This window comes from Verrucomicrobiia bacterium, from assembly GCA_035629335.1.
In the GTDB taxonomy this organism is placed as follows: Bacteria; Patescibacteriota; Saccharimonadia; order Saccharimonadales; family Saccharimonadaceae; genus DASUUR01.
In genome coordinates, this window is sequence record DASPIB010000001.1 from 67215 (window position 1) to 86508 (window position 19294).

24 protein-coding genes and 2 tRNA genes are annotated in these 19294 nt (G+C 49.6%); 15 read left to right on the forward strand and 11 right to left on the reverse strand.

Features of this window, described 5'->3' with window-relative positions; translation table 11 throughout:
* Positions 1–30: 30 nt before the first annotated feature.
* The gene (locus VD907_00285; protein ID HYG83301.1) at positions 31–960 is read left to right on the forward strand and encodes a magnesium transporter CorA family protein; all 930 of its coding nucleotides are present in this window, start codon (positions 31–33) and stop codon (positions 958–960) included.
* Positions 961–1297: 337 nt separating this feature from the next.
* Here VD907_00285 and VD907_00290 read toward each other — a convergent pair whose 3' ends face one another.
* Entirely contained in the window at positions 1298–2014 is a 717-nt protein-coding gene (locus VD907_00290; protein HYG83302.1) for a thioredoxin domain-containing protein, read from the reverse strand.
* A gap of 78 nt (positions 2015–2092) precedes the next feature.
* On the opposite strand from VD907_00290, the gene VD907_00295 reads away from it, so the two are divergent.
* Positions 2093–3061: a hypothetical protein gene (locus VD907_00295; GenBank protein HYG83303.1), complete on the forward strand. Its 969-nt coding sequence runs from the start codon at positions 2093–2095 to the stop codon at positions 3059–3061.
* Between the two features lie 4 nt (positions 3062–3065).
* On the opposite strand, the gene VD907_00300 is transcribed toward VD907_00295, so the two are convergent.
* On the reverse strand, positions 3066–3749 hold the full coding sequence (locus tag VD907_00300; protein HYG83304.1) for a hypothetical protein: 684 nt from the start codon (positions 3747–3749) through the stop codon (positions 3066–3068).
* 20 nt (positions 3750–3769) lie between these two features.
* Here VD907_00300 and VD907_00305 point away from each other — a divergent pair, with 20 nt between their 5' ends.
* The 3 genes from VD907_00305 to VD907_00315 are packed head-to-tail and all read left to right on the forward strand — an operon-like array spanning position 3770 to position 5494.
* Entirely contained in the window at positions 3770–4627 is an 858-nt protein-coding gene (locus VD907_00305; GenBank protein HYG83305.1) for an A/G-specific adenine glycosylase, read from the forward strand.
* Positions 4628–4640: 13 nt separating this feature from the next.
* A complete protein-coding gene (locus VD907_00310; protein ID HYG83306.1) occupies positions 4641–5153 on the forward strand; it encodes a hypothetical protein in 513 nt (170 codons plus the stop codon).
* Positions 5150–5494, forward strand: coding sequence for a hypothetical protein (locus tag VD907_00315; protein ID HYG83307.1), 345 nt, complete (start codon positions 5150–5152; stop codon positions 5492–5494). Before VD907_00310 ends, VD907_00315 begins: the two co-directional genes overlap by 4 nt.
* Positions 5495–5511: 17 nt before the next feature.
* On the opposite strand, the gene VD907_00320 is transcribed toward VD907_00315, so the two are convergent.
* Positions 5512–6357, reverse strand: a complete 846-nt coding sequence (locus tag VD907_00320) for a mechanosensitive ion channel domain-containing protein (GenBank protein HYG83308.1) — start codon at positions 6355–6357, stop codon at positions 5512–5514.
* A 20-nt stretch (positions 6358–6377) separates the two neighbouring features.
* Between VD907_00320 and VD907_00325 the strand changes: the two genes are divergently transcribed.
* The gene (locus VD907_00325) at positions 6378–6932 is read left to right on the forward strand and encodes an L-threonylcarbamoyladenylate synthase (protein ID HYG83309.1); all 555 of its coding nucleotides are present in this window, start codon (positions 6378–6380) and stop codon (positions 6930–6932) included.
* A complete protein-coding gene (gene trmB, locus VD907_00330; protein ID HYG83310.1) occupies positions 6929–7600 on the forward strand; it encodes a tRNA (guanosine(46)-N7)-methyltransferase TrmB in 672 nt (223 codons plus the stop codon). Before VD907_00325 ends, trmB begins: the two co-directional genes overlap by 4 nt.
* Here trmB and VD907_00335 read toward each other — a convergent pair.
* A complete protein-coding gene (locus VD907_00335) occupies positions 7545–8822 on the reverse strand; it encodes a Mur ligase domain-containing protein (GenBank protein HYG83311.1) in 1278 nt (425 codons plus the stop codon). The two genes, trmB and VD907_00335, sit on opposite strands and share 56 nt — an antisense overlap.
* A gap of 243 nt (positions 8823–9065) precedes the next feature.
* Between VD907_00335 and VD907_00340 the strand changes: the two genes are divergently transcribed.
* From VD907_00340 to VD907_00360, 5 genes are all read left to right on the forward strand, one after another.
* Positions 9066–9710, forward strand: a complete 645-nt coding sequence (locus VD907_00340) for a hypothetical protein (GenBank protein ID HYG83312.1) — start codon at positions 9066–9068, stop codon at positions 9708–9710.
* A 69-nt stretch (positions 9711–9779) separates the two neighbouring features.
* Entirely contained in the window at positions 9780–10001 is a 222-nt protein-coding gene (locus VD907_00345; protein HYG83313.1) for a hypothetical protein, read from the forward strand.
* A 133-nt stretch (positions 10002–10134) separates the two neighbouring features.
* The gene (locus VD907_00350; GenBank protein HYG83314.1) at positions 10135–10896 is read left to right on the forward strand and encodes an ABC transporter ATP-binding protein; all 762 of its coding nucleotides are present in this window, start codon (positions 10135–10137) and stop codon (positions 10894–10896) included.
* A gap of 2 nt (positions 10897–10898) precedes the next feature.
* A complete protein-coding gene (locus tag VD907_00355; GenBank protein HYG83315.1) occupies positions 10899–12005 on the forward strand; it encodes an ABC transporter permease in 1107 nt (368 codons plus the stop codon).
* Positions 12006–12110: 105 nt separating this feature from the next.
* Positions 12111–12851, forward strand: a complete 741-nt coding sequence (locus VD907_00360; GenBank protein HYG83316.1) for a hypothetical protein — start codon at positions 12111–12113, stop codon at positions 12849–12851.
* Positions 12852–12871: 20 nt separating this feature from the next.
* Here the strand turns inward: VD907_00360 and VD907_00365 are convergent, their stop codons facing one another.
* Both VD907_00365 and VD907_00370 read right to left on the reverse strand, forming a co-directional pair.
* On the reverse strand, positions 12872–13567 hold the full coding sequence (locus tag VD907_00365) for a PIG-L family deacetylase (protein ID HYG83317.1): 696 nt from the start codon (positions 13565–13567) through the stop codon (positions 12872–12874).
* 108 nt (positions 13568–13675) lie between these two features.
* Positions 13676–13751 (reverse strand) — tRNA-Ile (locus VD907_00370).
* 114 nt (positions 13752–13865) lie between these two features.
* On the opposite strand from VD907_00370, the gene treF reads away from it, so the two are divergent.
* A complete protein-coding gene (gene treF / locus VD907_00375) occupies positions 13866–15464 on the forward strand; it encodes an alpha,alpha-trehalase TreF (GenBank protein ID HYG83318.1) in 1599 nt (532 codons plus the stop codon).
* A 41-nt stretch (positions 15465–15505) separates the two neighbouring features.
* Complete coding sequence (locus tag VD907_00380; GenBank protein HYG83319.1) at positions 15506–15907, forward strand: septum formation initiator family protein; 402 nt, start codon at positions 15506–15508, stop codon at positions 15905–15907.
* A 53-nt stretch (positions 15908–15960) separates the two neighbouring features.
* Here the strand turns inward: VD907_00380 and VD907_00385 are convergent, their stop codons facing one another.
* Positions 15961–16104 carry a hypothetical protein gene (locus VD907_00385; protein ID HYG83320.1) on the reverse strand — a complete coding sequence of 48 codons (144 nt, stop codon included), beginning with the start codon at positions 16102–16104 and terminating at the stop codon, positions 15961–15963.
* Positions 16105–16276: 172 nt separating this feature from the next.
* Here VD907_00385 and VD907_00390 point away from each other — a divergent pair.
* Positions 16277–16354, forward strand: a tRNA-Met gene (locus tag VD907_00390).
* Positions 16355–16478: 124 nt separating this feature from the next.
* Here the strand turns inward: VD907_00390 and VD907_00395 are convergent.
* The 4 genes from VD907_00395 to VD907_00410 all read right to left on the reverse strand — a co-directional run bounded on the left by VD907_00395 (position 16479) and on the right by VD907_00410 (position 19283).
* Entirely contained in the window at positions 16479–16829 is a 351-nt protein-coding gene (locus VD907_00395; protein ID HYG83321.1) for a hypothetical protein, read from the reverse strand.
* A gap of 75 nt (positions 16830–16904) precedes the next feature.
* A complete protein-coding gene (locus tag VD907_00400) occupies positions 16905–18272 on the reverse strand; it encodes an NAD(P)/FAD-dependent oxidoreductase (protein HYG83322.1) in 1368 nt (455 codons plus the stop codon).
* A 10-nt stretch (positions 18273–18282) separates the two neighbouring features.
* Positions 18283–18561 (reverse strand): ATP cone domain-containing protein, encoded by a 279-nt coding sequence (locus VD907_00405; GenBank protein ID HYG83323.1) that lies wholly within the window; start codon positions 18559–18561, stop codon positions 18283–18285.
* On the reverse strand, positions 18558–19283 hold the full coding sequence (locus VD907_00410) for a hypothetical protein (GenBank protein HYG83324.1): 726 nt from the start codon (positions 19281–19283) through the stop codon (positions 18558–18560). The genes VD907_00405 and VD907_00410 overlap by 4 nt, the downstream gene beginning before the upstream one ends.
* Positions 19284–19294 lie beyond the last annotated feature (11 nt).

The window sequence follows — 19294 nt, forward strand, 5'->3', positions numbered from 1 at the left end:
CGTGCTGTAGCAAGTATACTGCAAGGAGAGATGGTCACTTATTATTACAAAGATGTGCACAGCGCTGACTTAAAGGTGCTCGAAAAACCGCGCAATGGTACATGGGTGTGTGTGGAGAACCCAACTACCGACGAAATTGACGCGTTAGTCGAGCTTTATTCGCTTGACCAAGGTCATATGAGCGATGCGCTTGACGTTGACGAAATGCCGCGACTCGAGCGCGAAGGCGATACAACCTACATTTTTGTACGCTATGCCTACGTTAATGATGACCTTGAGCTCACCACCGCACCCTTATTGTTTGTACTGCACCCAACGGCGCTATTAACTGTTGCCCTCCATAGCCTTCCGCGAAAACAGCGGTTTACCGGCGGCAGAGTAGATTTTTCTACTACCCAGCATATGAAGCTGCTTTTACAGATTTTGGCGCAGATCGTTGATCAATACGAGGTGTACATTAATAACATCAGTCGGCGCATAAAGGCCATTCGGACCCGTCTGCGCACTCATGAAGTAATCAACCAAGATTTTATTGACTTCGTAACCATTGAAGATGAGTTAAACGAGTTCCTTTCGGGTTTACAGCCGACCAACGCAATTCTAAGGCGCCTGCTAGTCAGCAAGCACGTGGCGGTTTATGATCAAGACCAAGAAATAGTTGAAGACTTGCTGCTCAATAACGAGCAATCGATTGAATCGTGCCGTAACTTAGTGAAAAGTATTGTTAACATCCGTGAAGCTCACGCCACCATCACCAACAACAACCTAAACCGGGCCATGCGGACCTTGACTGCCGCAACGGTGATAATTACCTTGCCGAATGTCTTTTATGGTATGTTTGGTATGAATGTGCCGATTCCTTTCGCGCACGAGCCGCTTGCCTTTGCCGGAGTAGTGGGGACGACAGTCGTCGTGACATTACTGGTGGTGATTATTGGTCGTTCGAAACGCATGTTTTAGTCTAAAAAGAACCGCCGCCTCATTAATATAGTAAAGATTACAACTATTAAGACAAGATCGTCTTTATAGCGTGAGCAATTTCAACAGGGAATCATTTGACTCGTACACCAGCTAGTGCTACACTCTCTTTTGTGTTTCTGGGTAAAGCTAACTTGTAAAGGTCGAATTCCCTGAAGCGCTAATCTAAACAAGGAGTACACACATGCCAATCACCGTTCGTAAGGTGCCGACGCGCGCCAAACGAATAGAAGTGGATGTTGTGCCGGCCGAATGGCAGCTGTATATAGCTCACTAAAAAATATAAAAAGACCCCAAGGCACCGGGGTCTTTTTTGGTTTTAAGAATCTTCTTTCTTGTCTTTTGGCTCTTCAGGAAGCTTTTGGCCGCTATCGGTGATGGCCTTTTTGATAGTTTCTTCTAACTGAGTAGCGTCACGCAAGACGTTATCTCCCAGTTGCTTGCCGTTTATAAATAAGGTTGGTGTGCTATCAACTTTACTTTTGCCGCCCAAAGCTTGATCGCGCCGGATTTTGGTAGTCACGTCTTCGTGGGTGAGGTCGGCTTTAAACTTCTTTTCATCAAGGCCGAGTTGTTTTGCTAGGTTCTGGAAGTAATTTGTGCGCTGTTCGCCGCTGAAGCTTGTCCAGTTGCTCTGCGTGTTATACAGGGCATCGTGCATCTGATAAAATTTACCTTGCCGGCCAGCGGCTTCAGCCGTGGCGGCAGCAGCTAACGCATTTGGATGAATATTGGTGAGCGGGAAGTTGCGGAAAACAAACGTGAGCTGCTCTTTATATTTTTCGATCATTGGCTTCAAAACTGGGTGCAGTGAACCACAGCCGGGGCACTGGAAATCACCATACTCGATGAGGGTCACTTTTTGCTGATCATTGCCGTAAACATGATCACCGACTTTTAAGACTTCGGTGGGGCCGACCACCTTCATTTCGTTGAGCTTAGAAACATCAACGCGGTTGTTGTTTGAAATAATCACTAGGCCACCTAAAATAACGATACAAATAATCGCGAATATAATCCAACGCGTCCGTGTCACGGTAACTCCTTATGCTTACTGTATTAATAATAGCAAACTTCTAGCCTACGTCTAGCTTTATCGGCTACAATAAAGGTAATGACTGGTTTAATGGTAGTATTTTTGTTTATAGCGCTTATCTTTTGTGCGGCGGCGCTACTACTGCAGGCGCTTGATCTAAAGAGCGATCCTTTAAGCACTTTTGAGCTCCGGCGGCGTATTGCCGCAGGCGATGCAGCAGCGGCAGCGATTGTAGAGCGAGAAAAGCGGCTGCCGAAAGTTCGAGCGCTGCGCAGATTCAGCCTTCGCCTCGCTTGGGTGCTGGCGCTTGGTAGTGCGGCCGCCAGTGGCCTCACGGTCTGGTTGGCAGTAAGTGTTATTTTGCTGGCTTCACCACTTCTAGCCCGTCAAAAACTATTGCGGCAGTGGTCCCAGAAGCTACTAAAGCAGTACGAGCCGCATATCACCCAAGTCAGCCATCAGGTTTGGCTGTTAACTCGCCTGTGGGCGCCCAAAGCAACGGCGCGTGAACTAGCGGTGCAGTCGGTTGAAGAATTGCTCCATATTGCGCAAAACGCGAGAAACATAACCGACGAAGAAAAAGACGCTATCACCACCCGGCTACAGTTACACCAAGAAAAAATACGGTCGCACATGACCCCACTGGTGCACATGGCGCAGGTTGGCGCTGATGAAGTGCTTGGCCCGATGACGCTGGATACTTTGTATCGTACGGGGCAGCCGGTGTTTGCAGTTATGCAGGAAAATGAAGTAGTCGGTTTGCTCTACGCTGAGAAAATTATGACCATTTCGGCGGCCGGCACAACCGCAGCTCAGGCGATGGATAGGGACATGCGTTATGTGCACCGCGACCAGCCAGTAGAAAGCATCGGGCAGTTGGCGGCAACGAGTGGTGGTCGATTCTTCTTGGTAGTGAACGACGAAGGTGAAGTGGTCGGCGGTATCGCGCTCGAGACGGTGCTGCGGCTGTTATTTAAAAAGGGGACTTATAAAAGCTATAGCGAACCCCGCTTGGCCGCCAAGTCGATGGCAGCTAAGCGGGGGTAAGGGGTTAGTGTGCCGTTAGCGGGCCGCGGAAAAAGCTATCCGGGCTCATAAGCAGCTCCAGTGCTTCTTCCTGTCGTTCGGTGTAGTTACCCACCGACATTTCGATGTAAGGAAAGCCAAAAGCTTCAGCTTCCTTCTGCAGGCGCCGGCTCATATCAGCCTGAAGTTCGGCGTAGCGTCGGATGCGCTCCTCGCTCCAGGTCTTCATCCAGTTATGGGAATCAGATGATTCACGGGCGTGGCGGAGCATGTGTTCCGCTTGCCCTTCTTGTGTACCCATCACTACGTAATGGAAGGTGTAGGGCAGGGCGGCAACCAACTCCGGGTAGGCAGCAACTCCTTCAATTAAGGTAGGTTGTCCGGCTTCGAGCTGCTCTTCAATCTTTGCGCGCACCCTCATGTGCCACACCGCAATGTGCATGCGGCGCTGGCGCTCTTCAACGTAGCCAGGCCGATTTGCCACATTTTCAAACCATGAAATATCGTCTGGATAATTCTGGCTGTCCCAGATCATCTGGAAGAGTTCAGGATAATTTTCTTGTACGTTATCATGATCGTCCCAGAGCTTTTTGCGCTCTTTATCACAGCTGATCAACTGAACCATTGGGTAACGCTCGAGAAAACGGCGACTTTGTTCTGTCTTGCCTGTTCGCGGCGGACCCGTCACAATGAAAAGGCCAGGTTGCATAGTATAATTATATCATATTTATGAATTTACCGCTCCATAAAATACAAGAATTTCAATCAATCGTCTGGGATTATTATGCCAGAAATCAGCGCTCCATGCCATGGCGCGAGCAGCCGTCCCCGTATTGGGTATTGGCAAGCGAAATTATGTTGCAGCAAACGCAAGTCGAGCGGGTGCGGCCAAAATTTGACGCCTTTGTGACCCAATTTCCAGATGTTACCGCCTTAGCGCGGGCGCCGCTTTCAACGGTACTGACGGCGTGGAGCGGATTAGGTTACAACCGGCGAGCGAAATTTTTGTGGCAAGCGGCGCAGCAAATCGTAGCCGAACACGGCGGTAATATTCCCGAAACATTCGAAGCGCTGGTGAGCTTGCCGGGCATTGGGCCCAATACCGCTGGGGCGGTGCTAGCCTATGCTTTTGAGCAGCCAGTAGTGTTTATTGAAACAAATATCCGCACCGTGCTGTTTCATCATTTTTTTGAAACGCAGCCCGAACAAGTGACTGATCAGGAATTACGGCACATCGCAGCCCAAGTACTCGACCATCAGCAACCGCGCGAATGGTATTGGGCGCTTATGGATTACGGTACCTTTTTGAAACAAACAGCCGGTGGCCGATTATCACAAAGCAAACATTATAAAAAACAAACGACTTTTAAAGGATCGATGCGGGAAATGCGTGGTCGAATTCTTAAGCAGCTGATCGCCGGGCAACTGACAGAGGTAAAGCTCATGAGTGCAGTGCGAGCTGACGAACGGTTTCAGCCAGCCCTCGCTGCTTTACTGCAAGAAGGTATTGTCACGCGGGCTAGTGGCGGCAAGCTCGGTTTGACAGATGCACCTCCGGCTCTTCATAATACAAGCAATGTTACGTAAACTGCCTTTTATCATGCTTCCGGGTGCAGCTGCGCTGCTCGTGTTTGTCGTGCCGCAAGTATTTGCCCAACAAGATACTTTAACCGAGCGCCAGATTACCGCCATTCGCCAAAGCTGTCTAGAGGCGCAGGTGAACATGCAGCGTTTACAATATAGTGACACCGCGGCCCGCATTAATCGAGGGTCAATGTATGAGGCGATTATGGAAAAGTTAATCGCACCATTTAATAGCCGCGCGGCCTTAAATCGTTTGCAAGATTCGCCAGCGCTCGTAGCGGCCACGACTAATATCGAGCGAACATTTGCCGATTTTAAACGGCACTATACGGCCTACGAGGACGCGTTATCGAGCACCTTGCAGGTAAAGTGCCAGGATCAGCCGGTGACTTTTTACGATCGATTAACCGCTACTCGTGAACTTCGGCGACAGCTATCAAAAGATATACAGCAGCTTTCGGGATTGCTTGCTGAGTACCAAAGGATAATTGAAGAAATTACCAAAAAGACCGGAGGAGCCGCCTCATGATGCCGCGTGCCACGAATTTAGTGCAGCGCTATCGCCTGATTACGCTGATTATCGGGGCGATTATTGTTTCACTGCTACTCACGGCTTTTAGCGTCATGGTGTACGTTCGCGATGGGACCTCGCAGCTTGATTTAAGTCGCCCGGGGTACGAGGAGGCCCGCAGCCAAGTACGCCCAGATGACAAGTCGCCAGCCTTCAAGCCAGAGGGGGCACTAACAGCAAAAGTAATGGAAGAGTTCACCAAAGAACTTAAAAAGAAAATTAACGAGTTTAATCAACTGAGCTCGTTTGATGTTGCACCGCTAGAAGATCAGCGGTTGAAATTAGATCTCGAGCTCTAGCGCTAACAGTAAAAGACCTACCGCTTCGGAACGCTGAAAGTCGAGTACTGCGATAACTCAATGCCTTGGCGTGCGAACTCGGCGATTAAGCGTTTTTTCATTTCACTACTTACCGACCATTGCGTGCCGGGTTTGGTGGTGCCAACGACGTTTACTTCCAGGGCGATATCATTAAAAGCACCAAGATTCATAAACTGTGGCGGTTCAATGATCTTATCTTTCCATTTACCCTCCTGAGCCAGTGAAGCGCCGACTTCGTTGATGACTCTGACGACTTCGTCGACGTCGCTATCAGGATGGACAGCGACGGTGAAATATGCTTTACTATAGTCCATGGTCTTGTTGATCGGGTGCATGATATTGCCGTTTGATAAATAGTGCACGTTGCCATCGATATCGCGAACAACCGTGCAGCGAAGCGTAATACGTTCTACCACCCCTGCGGCGCCGTCGATATCGACGACATCGCCAACGCGGTACTGGTTTTCGGCAATGATAAAAATGCCGGCGAGAAAATCCTTCACAATCGATTGGGCACCAAACCCAATAACAATACTGAGCACACCAGCGCTTGCAAGGAGAGGCGTTAAATCGATCGACGGAAAGGCGAGCCGGAATAAGCTAAAGCCGGCAATAGTATAGACCACAATTCGCCAGGTGACGGTTAGTACGCTTATAAGTGTATTTTGTCGCTTACGAACATCTTCAGGGGTGAGCTTATTGAGTGTTGTGCTACGGACGGTTTTTCCGATGAGCTTTTTAAGCAGTAATCCGCCAAAGTGCTGCGCTATCCAGGCGATAACAATTACCGCCAGCGCCACAAACCATCGTTTATCAATCCAGCTGATAAAATCAATATTCATATAATGGTAGTATAACAAACATGACTTATTTTACAGATAGAAATCATCCTCAAGTTACAGAACTCCTAAAAACAGGGGCGGTGGGCGTCTTGCGTACCGATACTTTGTACGGCATTGTTACATCGGTTTTTCATGAAGCAGCGGTCGAGCGGCTGTATGCGGTGCGTGGCCGCGAGCGCAATAAAGCCTGTATTTTACTGATAAGCGACGAAAGAGATATGTTCGATATTCCTCCCGAGCAACTGAGGGAAGTTTTAAAGACCGCCTGGCCCGGACCAGTGAGTGTGGTGGTGCCAGCACCGTCGGCCCCAGGCTACTTGCCAAAAGTTGACGGCACGTTGGCGTATCGTTTGCCAGCCGATGCAGAGTTGCGGGAGCTTTTGCGCCACACTGGGCCGTTACTAGCTCCGAGCGCAAACTTAGCTGGACAGCCGCCAGCTAAAAATATTGCAGCGGCCAAAGCCTATTTTGGCGATAAAATTGATTTTTACACCGATAGCGGCGAGGTGAGTGATAGCGCTCCATCGCAGATTTTAAAGCTCGAACCAAGCGGGGCAGTGGTGCGACTCCGATGATCGATCCTAAAGAGTTTATTATCACCCGCAAGCGCAAAAAATATCGTTTTGCGCTGTTTCACAACTCGCCACTCGCTCACGAAGCAGAAGGCTGGCGCCAGATTACAGATTTCTCCCCCGATGTGCTTGAAGTTGGGGCGGGCACGGGCTTGTTTTCGGTGGCGGCGGCCCAGTTAACACCCGATAAACGCTTCGTTGCCATTGACGTCAAAGCCGACCGCTTGCAAAAAGGCGCCCGGAAAGCCGAAGAGCAAGGGCTGACAAATGTCCGGTTTGTCCGCACGCCTGCCGATGCACTGCTGGAAGATTTCACTGCTCATTCATTAAGCAGTATTTGGGTAACCTTCCCCGACCCGTTCCCTAAAAAACGGGCTGCCAAGCACAGGCTGACACACCGGCGATTTCTGGCACTTTACCAAACGCTTCTTACACCACAGGGTGCACTGTATTTTAAAACCGATAACCATCCTTTATTCGATTGGAGTCTGGAAGAACTGGTGCAAAATGGCTGGCGAATTGACCAATTAACCTATGATCTTCATGCATCAGACTTGCCATCACTGTATAAACAGCTCACCACCTACGAACAGCGCTTTTTAGGTGAAGGGCTGACTATTTGTTTTGTTCGGGCGTTGCCGCCAATTGTTGCCGCACCCACGCATCAATAGAGCCAGCCCCCATGCACAGCACCAGACTACCCGCACGACGCTCGGCTTGAATGTGTTGCCATAAGCTGTCATCGAGGTCCGAAATAACCACTCGTTCGCGCACGGCGAGATTGTTACTTAATTCTTCTGGAGTCAACACCGGCAAACTTGCATCTTCGCGCGAAAGGTAAGTTGGCAGCCAATAAATCATTTCGGCGGCATTCATGCTGTTTTCGTATTGGTGTCTGATGAGATGCTGGCGAACGTTTTGATGCGGCTGATACACCAGCACCACGTGATCAGATAGCTCCCTGGCCATCTGTAAAGTAGCTTTAATCTCAACCGGATGGTGGCCGTAATCGCTGTATAAGTTCTCGGCTAACTTCTCAAACCGACGGTGAGTGCCAGGAAAAGTGTTTAAAAGCGGGGTGAGCTCGGCGATTGATTTGCCTGTTAACTTTGCAGCCGCGGTGAGCACCAACCAGCCATTGTCTCGGTTGTGTTGGCCCGCCAGGGTGAGGTGGCTAACATCAGTGGTGTCGGGGAGCCCAGTAGTAGCCGTTATCGTAGCGGTGGGGATTTTTTCAAGATCACGCTGCCAAGCGATTGTTTGGTTGCTTTGTTCGATAAAGTCGTGAAATGCCTCGTAGTAATTGTCTGCGGTAGGGTAAGTGTCAGGATGGTCATAGCCAATTGAGGTGATCAGCGAAAGGTAAGGGTGAAATTGCAAAAAGTTACGATCAAACTCATCGCACTCGTAGATGAAATAGTCGCTATCAGATGTAAAAACACCACTCGGGCCAAAACTGATAGTGGTGCCAATGGAATAACTAACGGGCAGCCCAAGCTGCTTTAAAAGCCACACCAACATGCCGGTAGTGGTGGTTTTGCCGTGCGTGCCGGCAACAGCGATTAGTTTCAGTTTCTTTTGCAGAATAATTTCTTTTAATAGCTCATCGCGCTTTGAAACGCGAATGCCGTGTTGGCGAGCAAAGGCGAGCTCGGGGTGGTCGCTAGTAAGGGCCGAAGTTTGCACCAGCCAATCAACTGGCTGTTTGCGATGTAGCTCGGCGAGATATGTGCCACTTTGATCGGTGGAAATAGCGACACCGCGACGCTCAAGGCGGGTGGTCATCGGGCCAGTTTGTTGGTCGGAACCGCTGACTTGGTGGCCAGCGTCGAGGGCGATTTCAGCGAGTGGGCCAAGCGCTACGCCATTTATTCCGGAGAAGTAGATGTGCATAGCATTAGTGTAACAGAAAGTAATTGGACGAGTCTCGTGACAGCGAGATAGTCTGTGAAATGCAGGCACTCTGCGCTCGCAAGCAGCTCGCTGCGTTGCAGTGGGAAACACTGACGCCTGCATTTCACACAGACTATCTCGCCGTCATTCCCCCTCGTAAAAATCTGCAGTGAAACCTTCTACTAGTAGCAATTGCCTAAGTTTTATATAATAAGCACATGCATAAAGCGGTGGGGGTAACCATTGAGTAATAAAAAATTACTCGCTCATCGGTTATGGCAAGTTCGTCGCGTAAAAACCTGGCAACTGGTCATAATTTTCATAATCGCAGCCTTTTTGGCGGCGACGTTTTTGCGTCTCAACAATCTGGGGATGATCGAACGGCGAGATGCCGTCGTCGAGGCCGACAAGCGCGGCGACAAACAAGCCATTCGGGCCGCCCTGGCCGATTTACAAGCTTTTGTGTCGGGCCACATGAACACCGATTTACAGCAGGGGGTGTATCTGCAATATAGCTACGAACGCGACCGCGATAAAGTCATCGATAGCGCCAGTAATGCCAGTAATCCAAGTAGTCAGGTGTACCAAAAAGCCAGTGTAGAGTGCCGGGCACGCTGGCAGGGTGGGACAGAGTCATTCCGGAACGATTATGTACAGTGCGTGATTGATCGGGTGCGATCCCTACAGGCAAGTAACGATGCGCTTTCCAGCTTAAAATTACCCCGAGCCGATGCCTATCGCCATACCTTTGCTTCACCCCTGTGGTCGGCCGATTTAGCTGGCCTGAGTGTGCTCTTTTGCCTGCTGGTATTAATCGCGATTATTATCCGGGTTGTGGCGGCGGCTTTACTCAAGTTCCTCTTGCATCGCCGCTATCAAAGTGTATAATTTGTTGACAACCTTTACTCAACCGGAGTATGGTTAACTCGTAAGCAATAAAAAGGAGGAGAAACACTTATGGCAGCTTACTCGCACACAAACTCAAAGGGCGTTACCTACTACTTACACAAAAAAGATGTGGTATTGCGCGGCAACAAAACACAAACTATTTACTTCTTCACCAAAACCGAACAGGGTGCTAAAGGTGAGCCAACTGAGCTTCCAGCCGGCTACGAAGTAACTGAAAACGCTCGTAACGGTTTCTTGACGATTCGCAAAATTCGCAACGAAGAAAAGTAAAAATAATTTGAAACATAAGCTTTTTGTATGATACGATTGTAGCAAACAAAAAGGTGCCAAATGACCCGGCTCTGGCCGGGTTTTTGGATGGCGCTTTACTTCTTGACGCCCGACTGCGCTGTGCTATACTGGCATAAGCATGAACAGTATCCTAACAGTTAAGGATCTCCGGAAGTCGTACAACGGCACCGAAGTTGTGAAGGGTATTTCTTTTGAGGTAAAAAAGGGTGAAATATTTGGTATTTTAGGGCCAAATGGGGCAGGAAAGACCACCACACTCGAGATGATAGAGGCACTGCGGCCAATTGATGGCGGCGAAGTGTTGCTTGATGGCATTAATGTGGCCGAGCAGCCGCAAAGAATTAAAGAAATTATTGGCATTCAGCTGCAAAGTGCCTCATTCTACGACAAAGTCAACCTGAAAGAGCAGCTCAAAATGTTCGCCAGCTTTTACGGCATTAAAATTGATCCGCTAGCGCTGCTTGAGGAAGTAGAGCTGGTCGAAAAGGCCGACAGCTACGTCGAACGATTGTCGGGTGGTCAAAAACAACGCTTTAGTATTGCGACTGCCTTGATTAACACGCCAAAAGTGTTATTTCTTGATGAGCCCACCACCGGGCTCGACCCGCAATCACGCCGGCATCTGTGGGAATTAATTCAAAAAATCCAGAAAAAAGATATCACCGTTATTCTTACCTCTCACTACATGGAAGAAGCCCAAGTTTTATGTGACAGGTTAGCGATTATGGACGACGGGCAGATAATAGCCCTCGATAGTCCGAAGAACCTCATCAAAGCTCTGTTAGGCCGCGGATTTAAGAAAGAAATTGAAGTCCAGCAAGCCGATCTTGAGGACGTCTTCATTGACCTAACAGGGAAGGCATTAAGGGAATAAGCATGAAACGATATTTCTTAGGAACTTGGGCATTTGCGCTTACACAAATTAGGCGTTTCTTCCGCGACCCGGTAGCGCTGTTCTTCACTTTTCTCTTTCCGCTGTTATTCTTATTTGTTTTTGGGTCGCTGTTTAAAAATAGCGGCGACGTCAGTTTTACTGTTGCGCTTATCAACAAATCTGAAACACCATTTTCAAAGCAATTTGTCAGCGAGCTTAAGAAGAACAAGGGTCTCGAAATTGACCAAAAAGTAACTTCTATTGATCAGGGCCGCGAGCTTATGGGACGTGGCCAACTTGATAGTATTGTTGAGCTGCCGGAGAATTTTGGTACTCCCGGGCAGAATAAATTGCCTTCGGGCAAACTAATCGTTTACTACGAGGCTTCAAGCGCACAAACCGGTCAAACGGTCGGCGCTTTAATGCAAGGCGTACTCGACGGCATCAACCGCCAGTTAACAGGGGCAGTGGAGCCATTTGTCGTTGAGCAAAAATCTACGCAAACGGCCGATTTATCGCAGTTCGACTACACTTTTTCGGGATTACTTGGTTTCTCACTGCTCAGTTTAGGCATCTTTGGCCTGGCTAACGGCCTGCCTTCAGATAAAAAAGCCGGTATGTTGCGCCGATTACGTGCCACACCTCTCCGGGCCAGTCAGCTGGTGCTTGGTACGATGATAAATTACGTTCTGATCGGCGTGCTGTCGATAATTTTGATGTTCTTAGTCGGAGCGCTATTATTCGATTTCACCATGCGTGGCGACTATCTGTCGTTCTCGATATTCATGCTGCTGGGTATGGTAACAATGCTTGGATTTGGGTTGGCGATTGGCGGTTGGGCAAAGAATGAGATTCAAGCCGCGCCACTTTCAAACTTAGTAGCTTTCCCGATGATGTTCCTGAGTGGTTCGTTTTTCCCGCGATTCTTGATGCCTGAGTGGCTGCAGGCGGTTACGCAATATTTGCCTCTGACTCCAATTATCGACGGTATTCGCTATATTACTACCGAAGGCAAGCATTTGTTCCAGCTGGGGCCAGAGCTGCTCATAATCGCGGTGTGGGCAGTGGTTATTTACGCAATTTCGTTCAAAGTTTTCCGTTGGGAATAAGAAATTTTAAATTCCAGGCGCAGCGCACGCCACTGTTTATTGGCTCTGGGCACACTTTGATAATAGGCGTGTGATGATCGACTCTATGGGTGTTATAGTAAGAATATGTCAGAGCAATTAACCCTTGATTTCAGCGAATTTGAAGCGCCCACAGTTAAACAGCAATCCGAGATTCTACCAGAGGTGGTGCCGGTTCGTATTTCTCGAATTCGAGCGCAGCTTGGCGCACGAGCCACGACGGCTGAGTTGATGGATAAACCGTATTATGAACTTGGTGGTGGCGTTGCCGAGGCCGCGGCAGAGCAGGAGCGGGATGGCTTAACGCCTTTTATCGAATTCTTAGATGACTATCAGCCATATAAACGCGAGGCTGCAGCGTTATTTGAACAGTTTCGTTTCCACGAATTAAACGAACAATCGTTGGTAGCCTTGCCGGAAGACCAAGCGGGCCCACTGAGCGCCCATATTGTTGAACATATCGATCAAATGCAGCGCCGTGGGCAGGTGCTAGCAACTGAAGGCGCTTTTGGCGGAGCGCTGGCTGAAAGCTATGGCTTTCAGGATGAAGCCAGTTGCCAGGCATACGGTCGCGAGCTCATGGCCTTATCTGAAACGGTTATGCGACAGCCACTATTTACAGAGCTCACTGCCGTAGCCCATACTTTTCTAGACGAGTGGCTGCAAAAACGTCGTCAAGACCCGCGCCCTCATGCGGCTACTAATCTCACGCGCCGCCAATTTGTTAAATACGATACTGCCAAGCACGGCGAGCCGCACTTACTCGCGACACGATCTAATGGCAGCACTGCGTTCACGCTTGCTTACCATAAAAATCTTGCTGCTTAAACTCTACGCAAAAACGCGTTTTACGAGCGAACGTAAAAGTAATCTTCTTCGTGCATTGCTGGGCCAAGCTTCATGGCATCTTGGGCATCGCTTCGCTGGGAGTGATGGAGTCGCATAATCTCAAATTTCTTTTCTACCCAGTCTCTAACATCTTCAATATGCGTTACGTCGTTGGTATCTCGCCCTTCATTCATAAATACATAGCCAGTCGATACTTCGGGTTGTCGCGCTTTTGATAGACAGTAGTAATAGATGCTATCCATTGTGACGTTCGGTAGCGGTTCGGCTTTTAGGCGATAGAAAACATAGCTGGCGATGCGTGTTGCGGCGATATGATCAAGGTGTCCGGTAAGGCCATTTTCATCGAAACACATAAAATTGATAGTAAGCGGTTCGTTGTATTCAGCCGCAACCTGAGTGATCGTGGCGTTGATTTTATCGGCAATCTCGTGGTAGAGGTTGTTATTTAAGCTGCCATCCTGATACCCAAAACGGTGCAAACTCGCAGCGCCCATAGCTTTGCCGGCTGTGTGCCATTCTGTGGCTCGGGTTTTGCCGAGATCCGGCACGTTATCTGGGTTCATGCCGGCCTGACCATCTGTTAAGCAGAGTAAATGCACATCCGTGCCCTGGCTCGCCCACTTCATTAGGGTTGCCGAAGGGCCAAAGGCTTCATCATCTGGGTGCGCAAAAACGCCAAAGAGGAGTTGTTTCATGATTTAAGTATAGAAGACTAATGGGCGATCGTAAACTAATCGGGATCATAACGCTACTAATAAGATCCCACATCAGAAAAAGCACCCATAAGAATGAGTGCTTTTTCATGGTGGGGGCGACTGGACTTGAACCAGTGACCAATCGGTTATGAGCCGACTGCTCTAACCACTGAGCTACGCCCCCGCGGTAAGAATAACAGTAGTAGTATAGCAAAAGGTGAAGGCTGGCGCTACTAATGAACCCCGAAGTTATTTCAATTTGTGTCCGCACCCCTAAACACGTATAATGAAGCTGCATATGTTTCCGTTTAATTTTAAGAAGAAACCCCTCAAGAAAACACTCGAAGAAAAACTCCAGCCCCACCTCACCAAAGTGAGCAGTGGTTTTACGCGCCCCGATGCACCGCCAGACGAATTACTTGGCGAATTGTTTCAAGATGTTCAGCTGCGCCGGGTGCACGCGGACGGCAAAACTTTTGTAGACCTAGTGCCAAGCGCGCGGCTGCGTAAGATCCTTAAAATTTATAAAGTGCAACGCCTACGGCCAGATTTTGATCTTAAACAATTCGTTCAGCGCTATTTCCAGCAGTATATCGACCAAGCAGAAGCCGAATTTGAAGCCAATCCAGCCAACACACCCGAGCAGCACATCAATGAGCTTTGGACCGTACTCCGCCGCACCACCTACAAAAACCGCGGTTCATTAATGGCTTTGCCCTACCCATATATCGTGCCTGGTGGGCGGTTTAGCGAACAGTTTTACTGGGACACCTACTTTATTATGCTGGGCCTGGCTACGGCTGGTCGTTACGACGAAATCGAGGGAATGCTTAAAAATTATGCCTTCCTCATCCGCAAAGTTGGCTATATTCCTACCGCTAGTCGAACCTATCTGTTGAGCCGTTCTCAGCCGCCGTTTTTTGCGGCCATGGTACGACTTCTGGCTGAAGAAAAAGGCAAGTCGGTGATGGTGCGCTATTTACCGTATCTGCTTAAGGAATATAACTTTTGGATGAAGGGCGCCAAGGAGCTTTCTGAACAAGATCCGGCTTTAAACCGGGTGGTCCGCATGCCAGATGGCGCCATACTGAACCGATATTACGACAAAAAACGCACTCCTCGGCCTGAATCTTATAAAGAAGATGTCGAAACAGCCCATCGGGCACACGACCGCAGTGCGAGTCGGGTGTATCTGGATTTGCGTGCCGGGGCTGAATCGGGTTGGGATTATTCAAGCCGCTGGTTCCGTGATGGAAAAACCCTTGAAACTATTCATACCACCGAAATCATCCCGGTTGACCTTAACTGTTTACTGTACGATCTCGAAAAAACTATCGCCGATACTTACAGCTATTTGCGCCAAAGTATCCTGGCGAAGCGCTTTTTGCAGCGGGCCGAACGCCGGGCAGAAGCGATCCGGAAGTACTGCTGGTCGGAGAAGCACGGCTTTTACTTCGATTATGACTTTGTTGCCAGCCAGCAAACCAGCGCTATCACGCTAGCGGGGGTATTTCCGTTGTATGTGGGTATTGCGCAAAGCGACGAAGCCGAGAAAGTCCAGCAAGCCATCAAAAAACAGCTGCTTCGGCTTGGCGGCGTGGTTACTACCCCTGTAAATAGCGGCCAGCAGTGGGATGCACCTAATGGCTGGGCACCACTGCAATGGACGACCATTATTGGGCTTCGCCGTTACGGGCACCATAAACTTGCCGACGAAATTAAAAAACGTTGGATCACCACCAACGTTGCAACTTACGAGTTAAACACCAAACTGGTTGAAAAATACGACGTCGAAGATCCCACTAATCTCGCCAGTGGCGGTGAATACGAGCTGCAGGATGGCTTTGGCTGGACCAATGGCGTTTTGCTGGCGCTGTTGAACGACCGCGACCGATAGCGTATTATTAACAATAGAACTAACGGTGGTCAAAAGTAAAAATGATAAAACAGTTGCAAAAATTTGTGAACCTGCAAAACGCAATCTTGCTTGCGGCTATTCTTTTGACACTCAGTTGGGTGTGGGGGACAATGCAGGCATTGCAGCGAAACTTTATATTGCAGCAAGAAGTAACCATCAAACAACAAGAAGTTGAACTGCTTGATCTCGAAACCCAAACACTCGCTTTTCAACAGCGTTACCTTCAGAGTAATGAATATCTCGAGCTCGCGGCTCGTGAGCATTTAAATAAAGCAAAGCCTGGAGAAAAAGTAATTTTACTTCCCGACCATAACGTAAAAGATACCCAAGCCAAGCAGCAAAAACCACCAGCTCATCTGCCGCAGAGTAATTTTCAGCAGTGGGTAAACTTCTTTTTTAGTGAGAAAACGCGCCAGTCATAAAAATGGGTCAAGCGATGCGGGTGTTATCGTTGACCCAGGGGCTGTAGGGATGACTAGTAGAAGTAACGGCGGGTACGGCAGCGGTAGGCCGCATAGCTGACAGCGACCGCCAAGATGCCGGCGATACCCAGAAGACACAGGCTGGCGATAATTTCCTGATGGCTCAGCGGGGCAAGCAGGCTTTCACGCGTGGACATGGCGTCTCCGTTCTCTGGTAGTAATCTCCCTGTAATCACAAATCTAGCTTTGTAATAGCTACATAGTAGCAAACATATAGCGTAATTTGCAAGTATCGCAAGAATAACCGTCATCGCTGGCTATGAATATTTGCATTTCAAGCCTAGGAGTGCTATATTAACTAATGTATACCGCGGGGTGGAGCAGTCTGGTTAGCTCGCGTGGCTCATAACCACGAGGTCGTAGGTTCAAATCCTTCCCCCGCTACCAAGAAAGATTCCGAAAGATTTTCGGGATCTTTTTTGTTTACAGACGTTAATTACAGAAATAAAGATATCCCGGAGCACCGACAAGGTAAAAGTCGGTGCTCCGGGATGGAGTGAGCGTGGGGCTACTAGACCAGCCGCTTGCACGCTTCTCTGAAGAGCTGGTGCAGCTGGAAGCGAGGGTCCAGCTCGTCTTGGTCTTCCAGCACCGCCGCGCACAGCAGCTTGCCGTTCGGGTTGAAGGCAGCGAGCGCGAACACGGTGCCCTCGTTGCTTCCACAGACGTACCAGACGCGACTCTTGTCGCAGCCCCCACTACCGGGTAGTACGATCGGCAGGTCATCGCTGCCGACGGCCACCAGGCCCTCGACTGTGAACGTCACCGACTGGTGACCTTCACCGAAGGTGACCTTGTTGTCTGTGCCCAGCTTGCGCCGCACTTCGGCGAGGCCAGCGCCCGTTGTTACCATCAGTAACATTAGCACTCCAAGTTCAGGGTGAGCAGAAGCTATTGCCAAATTAAATTATAACACTCAAAGATTAAATCGTCAAGTTTATAGCTTACTACAAGCCACCCGAATCGCCTCGCTCCAAGTAGGGAAAGCGTGCATGGTCAGGGCGACGTCTTGGGCGGTGAGGCCGTGTTGAATCGCTAGGGTGAGTTCGTGAATGAGTTCGCCAGCAGAAGGTGCGGCGATAGTTGCGCCCAATATAACTCCTTTTTTGTCGGTAATGATTTTTACAAAGCCATCGCGAGTGTTGGTGGTGTTAGCTCGGCCGATGATATTAATCGGTACGGTTGCTTTGTTGATTGCGAGATCGCGCTTGATGCAATCATCTTCGCTAAGGCCTACAGAGGCAATTTCGGGCACGGTGTGTGTGACGCGTGGCACCGCCTTGTAGTTTGGCGTCACTTTGTCGCGGTGGAGAAGGTTATGCGCCGCCACCCGGCTTTCTAGCAGTGCCACATGGGTAAACATATGTGTTCCCAGCACGTCACCGGCGGCATAAATATGCTTCACGCTTGTTTGTAGATACTCGTTCACCTCGACGCCTTTTGGTGTGTAGGCGACGCCGGCGTTTTCAAGGCCAATATCAACGTTAGGGTCTTTGCCGGCCGCGATCAAAATTTCGTCGACTTTTACCGAATGTTCAGCGTCGCCGCGCAGGTAAGTGACGCGTTTCATAATGCCATCGCGAGCGACTTTTACCACTCGGGTGCTCGTAAGAGTAGTGACGCCTTTTTGAGTGTCAAACACGCGTTCGATAAGCTCGCTGACTTCATCGTCTTCCTTTAGTAATAATCGCGGGGCGACATCGGCGATGTACACCTTACTGCCGAAAGTGCTAAACAAATGTGCAAATTCTACCCCTGTCGCACCGCCGCCAATAATAAAGATAGACTTTGGCGGTCGGATAAGCTCCATAGCGGTTCGCGGTGTCAGGTGGAGTAGCTTATCTAGGCCGACAATTTGTGGCGTCATCCAGTGGGTGCCGGTGGCAATGATAAAATATGCTGCCGAAATATGTCGCCGGTTGACCGTGATTTCGTGGGGGCTAATAAAATGCGCCGTGCCCTCGAACACCGTAATACCTTCAGCCTCATAGAACCGCTGGCTGCCCCCAGCACCCGCGCGAGACACCGCCAGGTCTTTCCAAGCTTTAACAGAAGGGTAGTTGTAGCCTATGGTGTTTGAACGAATGCCGAACTGTTGGCCAGCCTTGGCTTCACCATAAATGCGGGCGGCGTGGAGCAGGGCATTCATTGGGACATCGCCAAAATTAGGCGCATCGCCGCCCAGTGCATCGGCTTCAATAATTGCCACTCGCTTGCCTTTACGCGCTGCAAGCATAGCCGCTACACTACCGCCAGCGCCGCTGCCGATAACTATAAGGTCGTAGTCGAATGAGTGCTTTGCCATAGTGTCTCCTTTAAATTATGGTTCGATGGTGTTCATATAAGTAGGCCGCTTCAGGGTGATAAATGTGTAAATTTTTGGCTGCCACGCGCCGGATGTCTGCTGAGGTAACTTCTGTTTTGGTGGCTAGCCAGTCAATTACCTTACTGCAGACTTGTTCGGCAGTTAAGTGGGCTTCGCCTTCGAGGCTTCGTACCGATAAACAGGCTGCCATCACGCTTTGGTGCAGCTTTACCGGGTCGAACGGTTCGCTGTGCTGGCGGTGTCGTTTTAACACGTAGACGCCATTCATAGTAGAGGCACTCCTTCAAGCGCAACTTGGCTGACGACTTCAGAAATAAAAATATACAGGCCCAATACCACCAACCCACTACCGGCAGCATACTGTAAAAACCGCTTGTTTTGCTCGCGCCAGCGCTGTAGGCCACTAACTTTGTGGCCAGCGCCAATTAAGCCGGCAATAATGAGAAGTGGCAGGCTGGCGAGGAGTACGTAGCCAATAAGCCCGACTAACTGCTCCCAGCCAGTTAAGCTCGCGACCGCCAAGACGGCAACGCTTAAAGGGGCAATAATAAACCCGATCTCTGTTAGCACGCTCATGACGCCCAAGGTAAAGGCTTCCTCGGCTTGCCTAGCGGCTTTTGCGCGCTTCACAAGGTACTCAGCAAATTTTCGCGGTAGCCATAACTCGGTGCCGGTGCCCTTACGGAAGTAAAATAACATCACGCTCCCACCAATTGTGACGTTCAAGGCGGCTATAATCAACCAGGTTACTGCCGGCTGGTAGGCGCTAAAGAAAAGCGTCGCAAAGTAGCCAAGGGCAGAAAAAAGCAGAGCAGTAGTGACAACAACACCTAGTAGATACGCGAGCACTAGTTTAGCAGTGGTAGTTGCTGGTCGTTTGGCGCCAATTGAATGACTACTCAACAGCATCAACAAGCTCACCCCAAGCTGAAAACCAGCATGGAGCAACGCGGCGAAACCAACCAGGGCAACAATCAGCCAGATATACATTTTTATTTTGG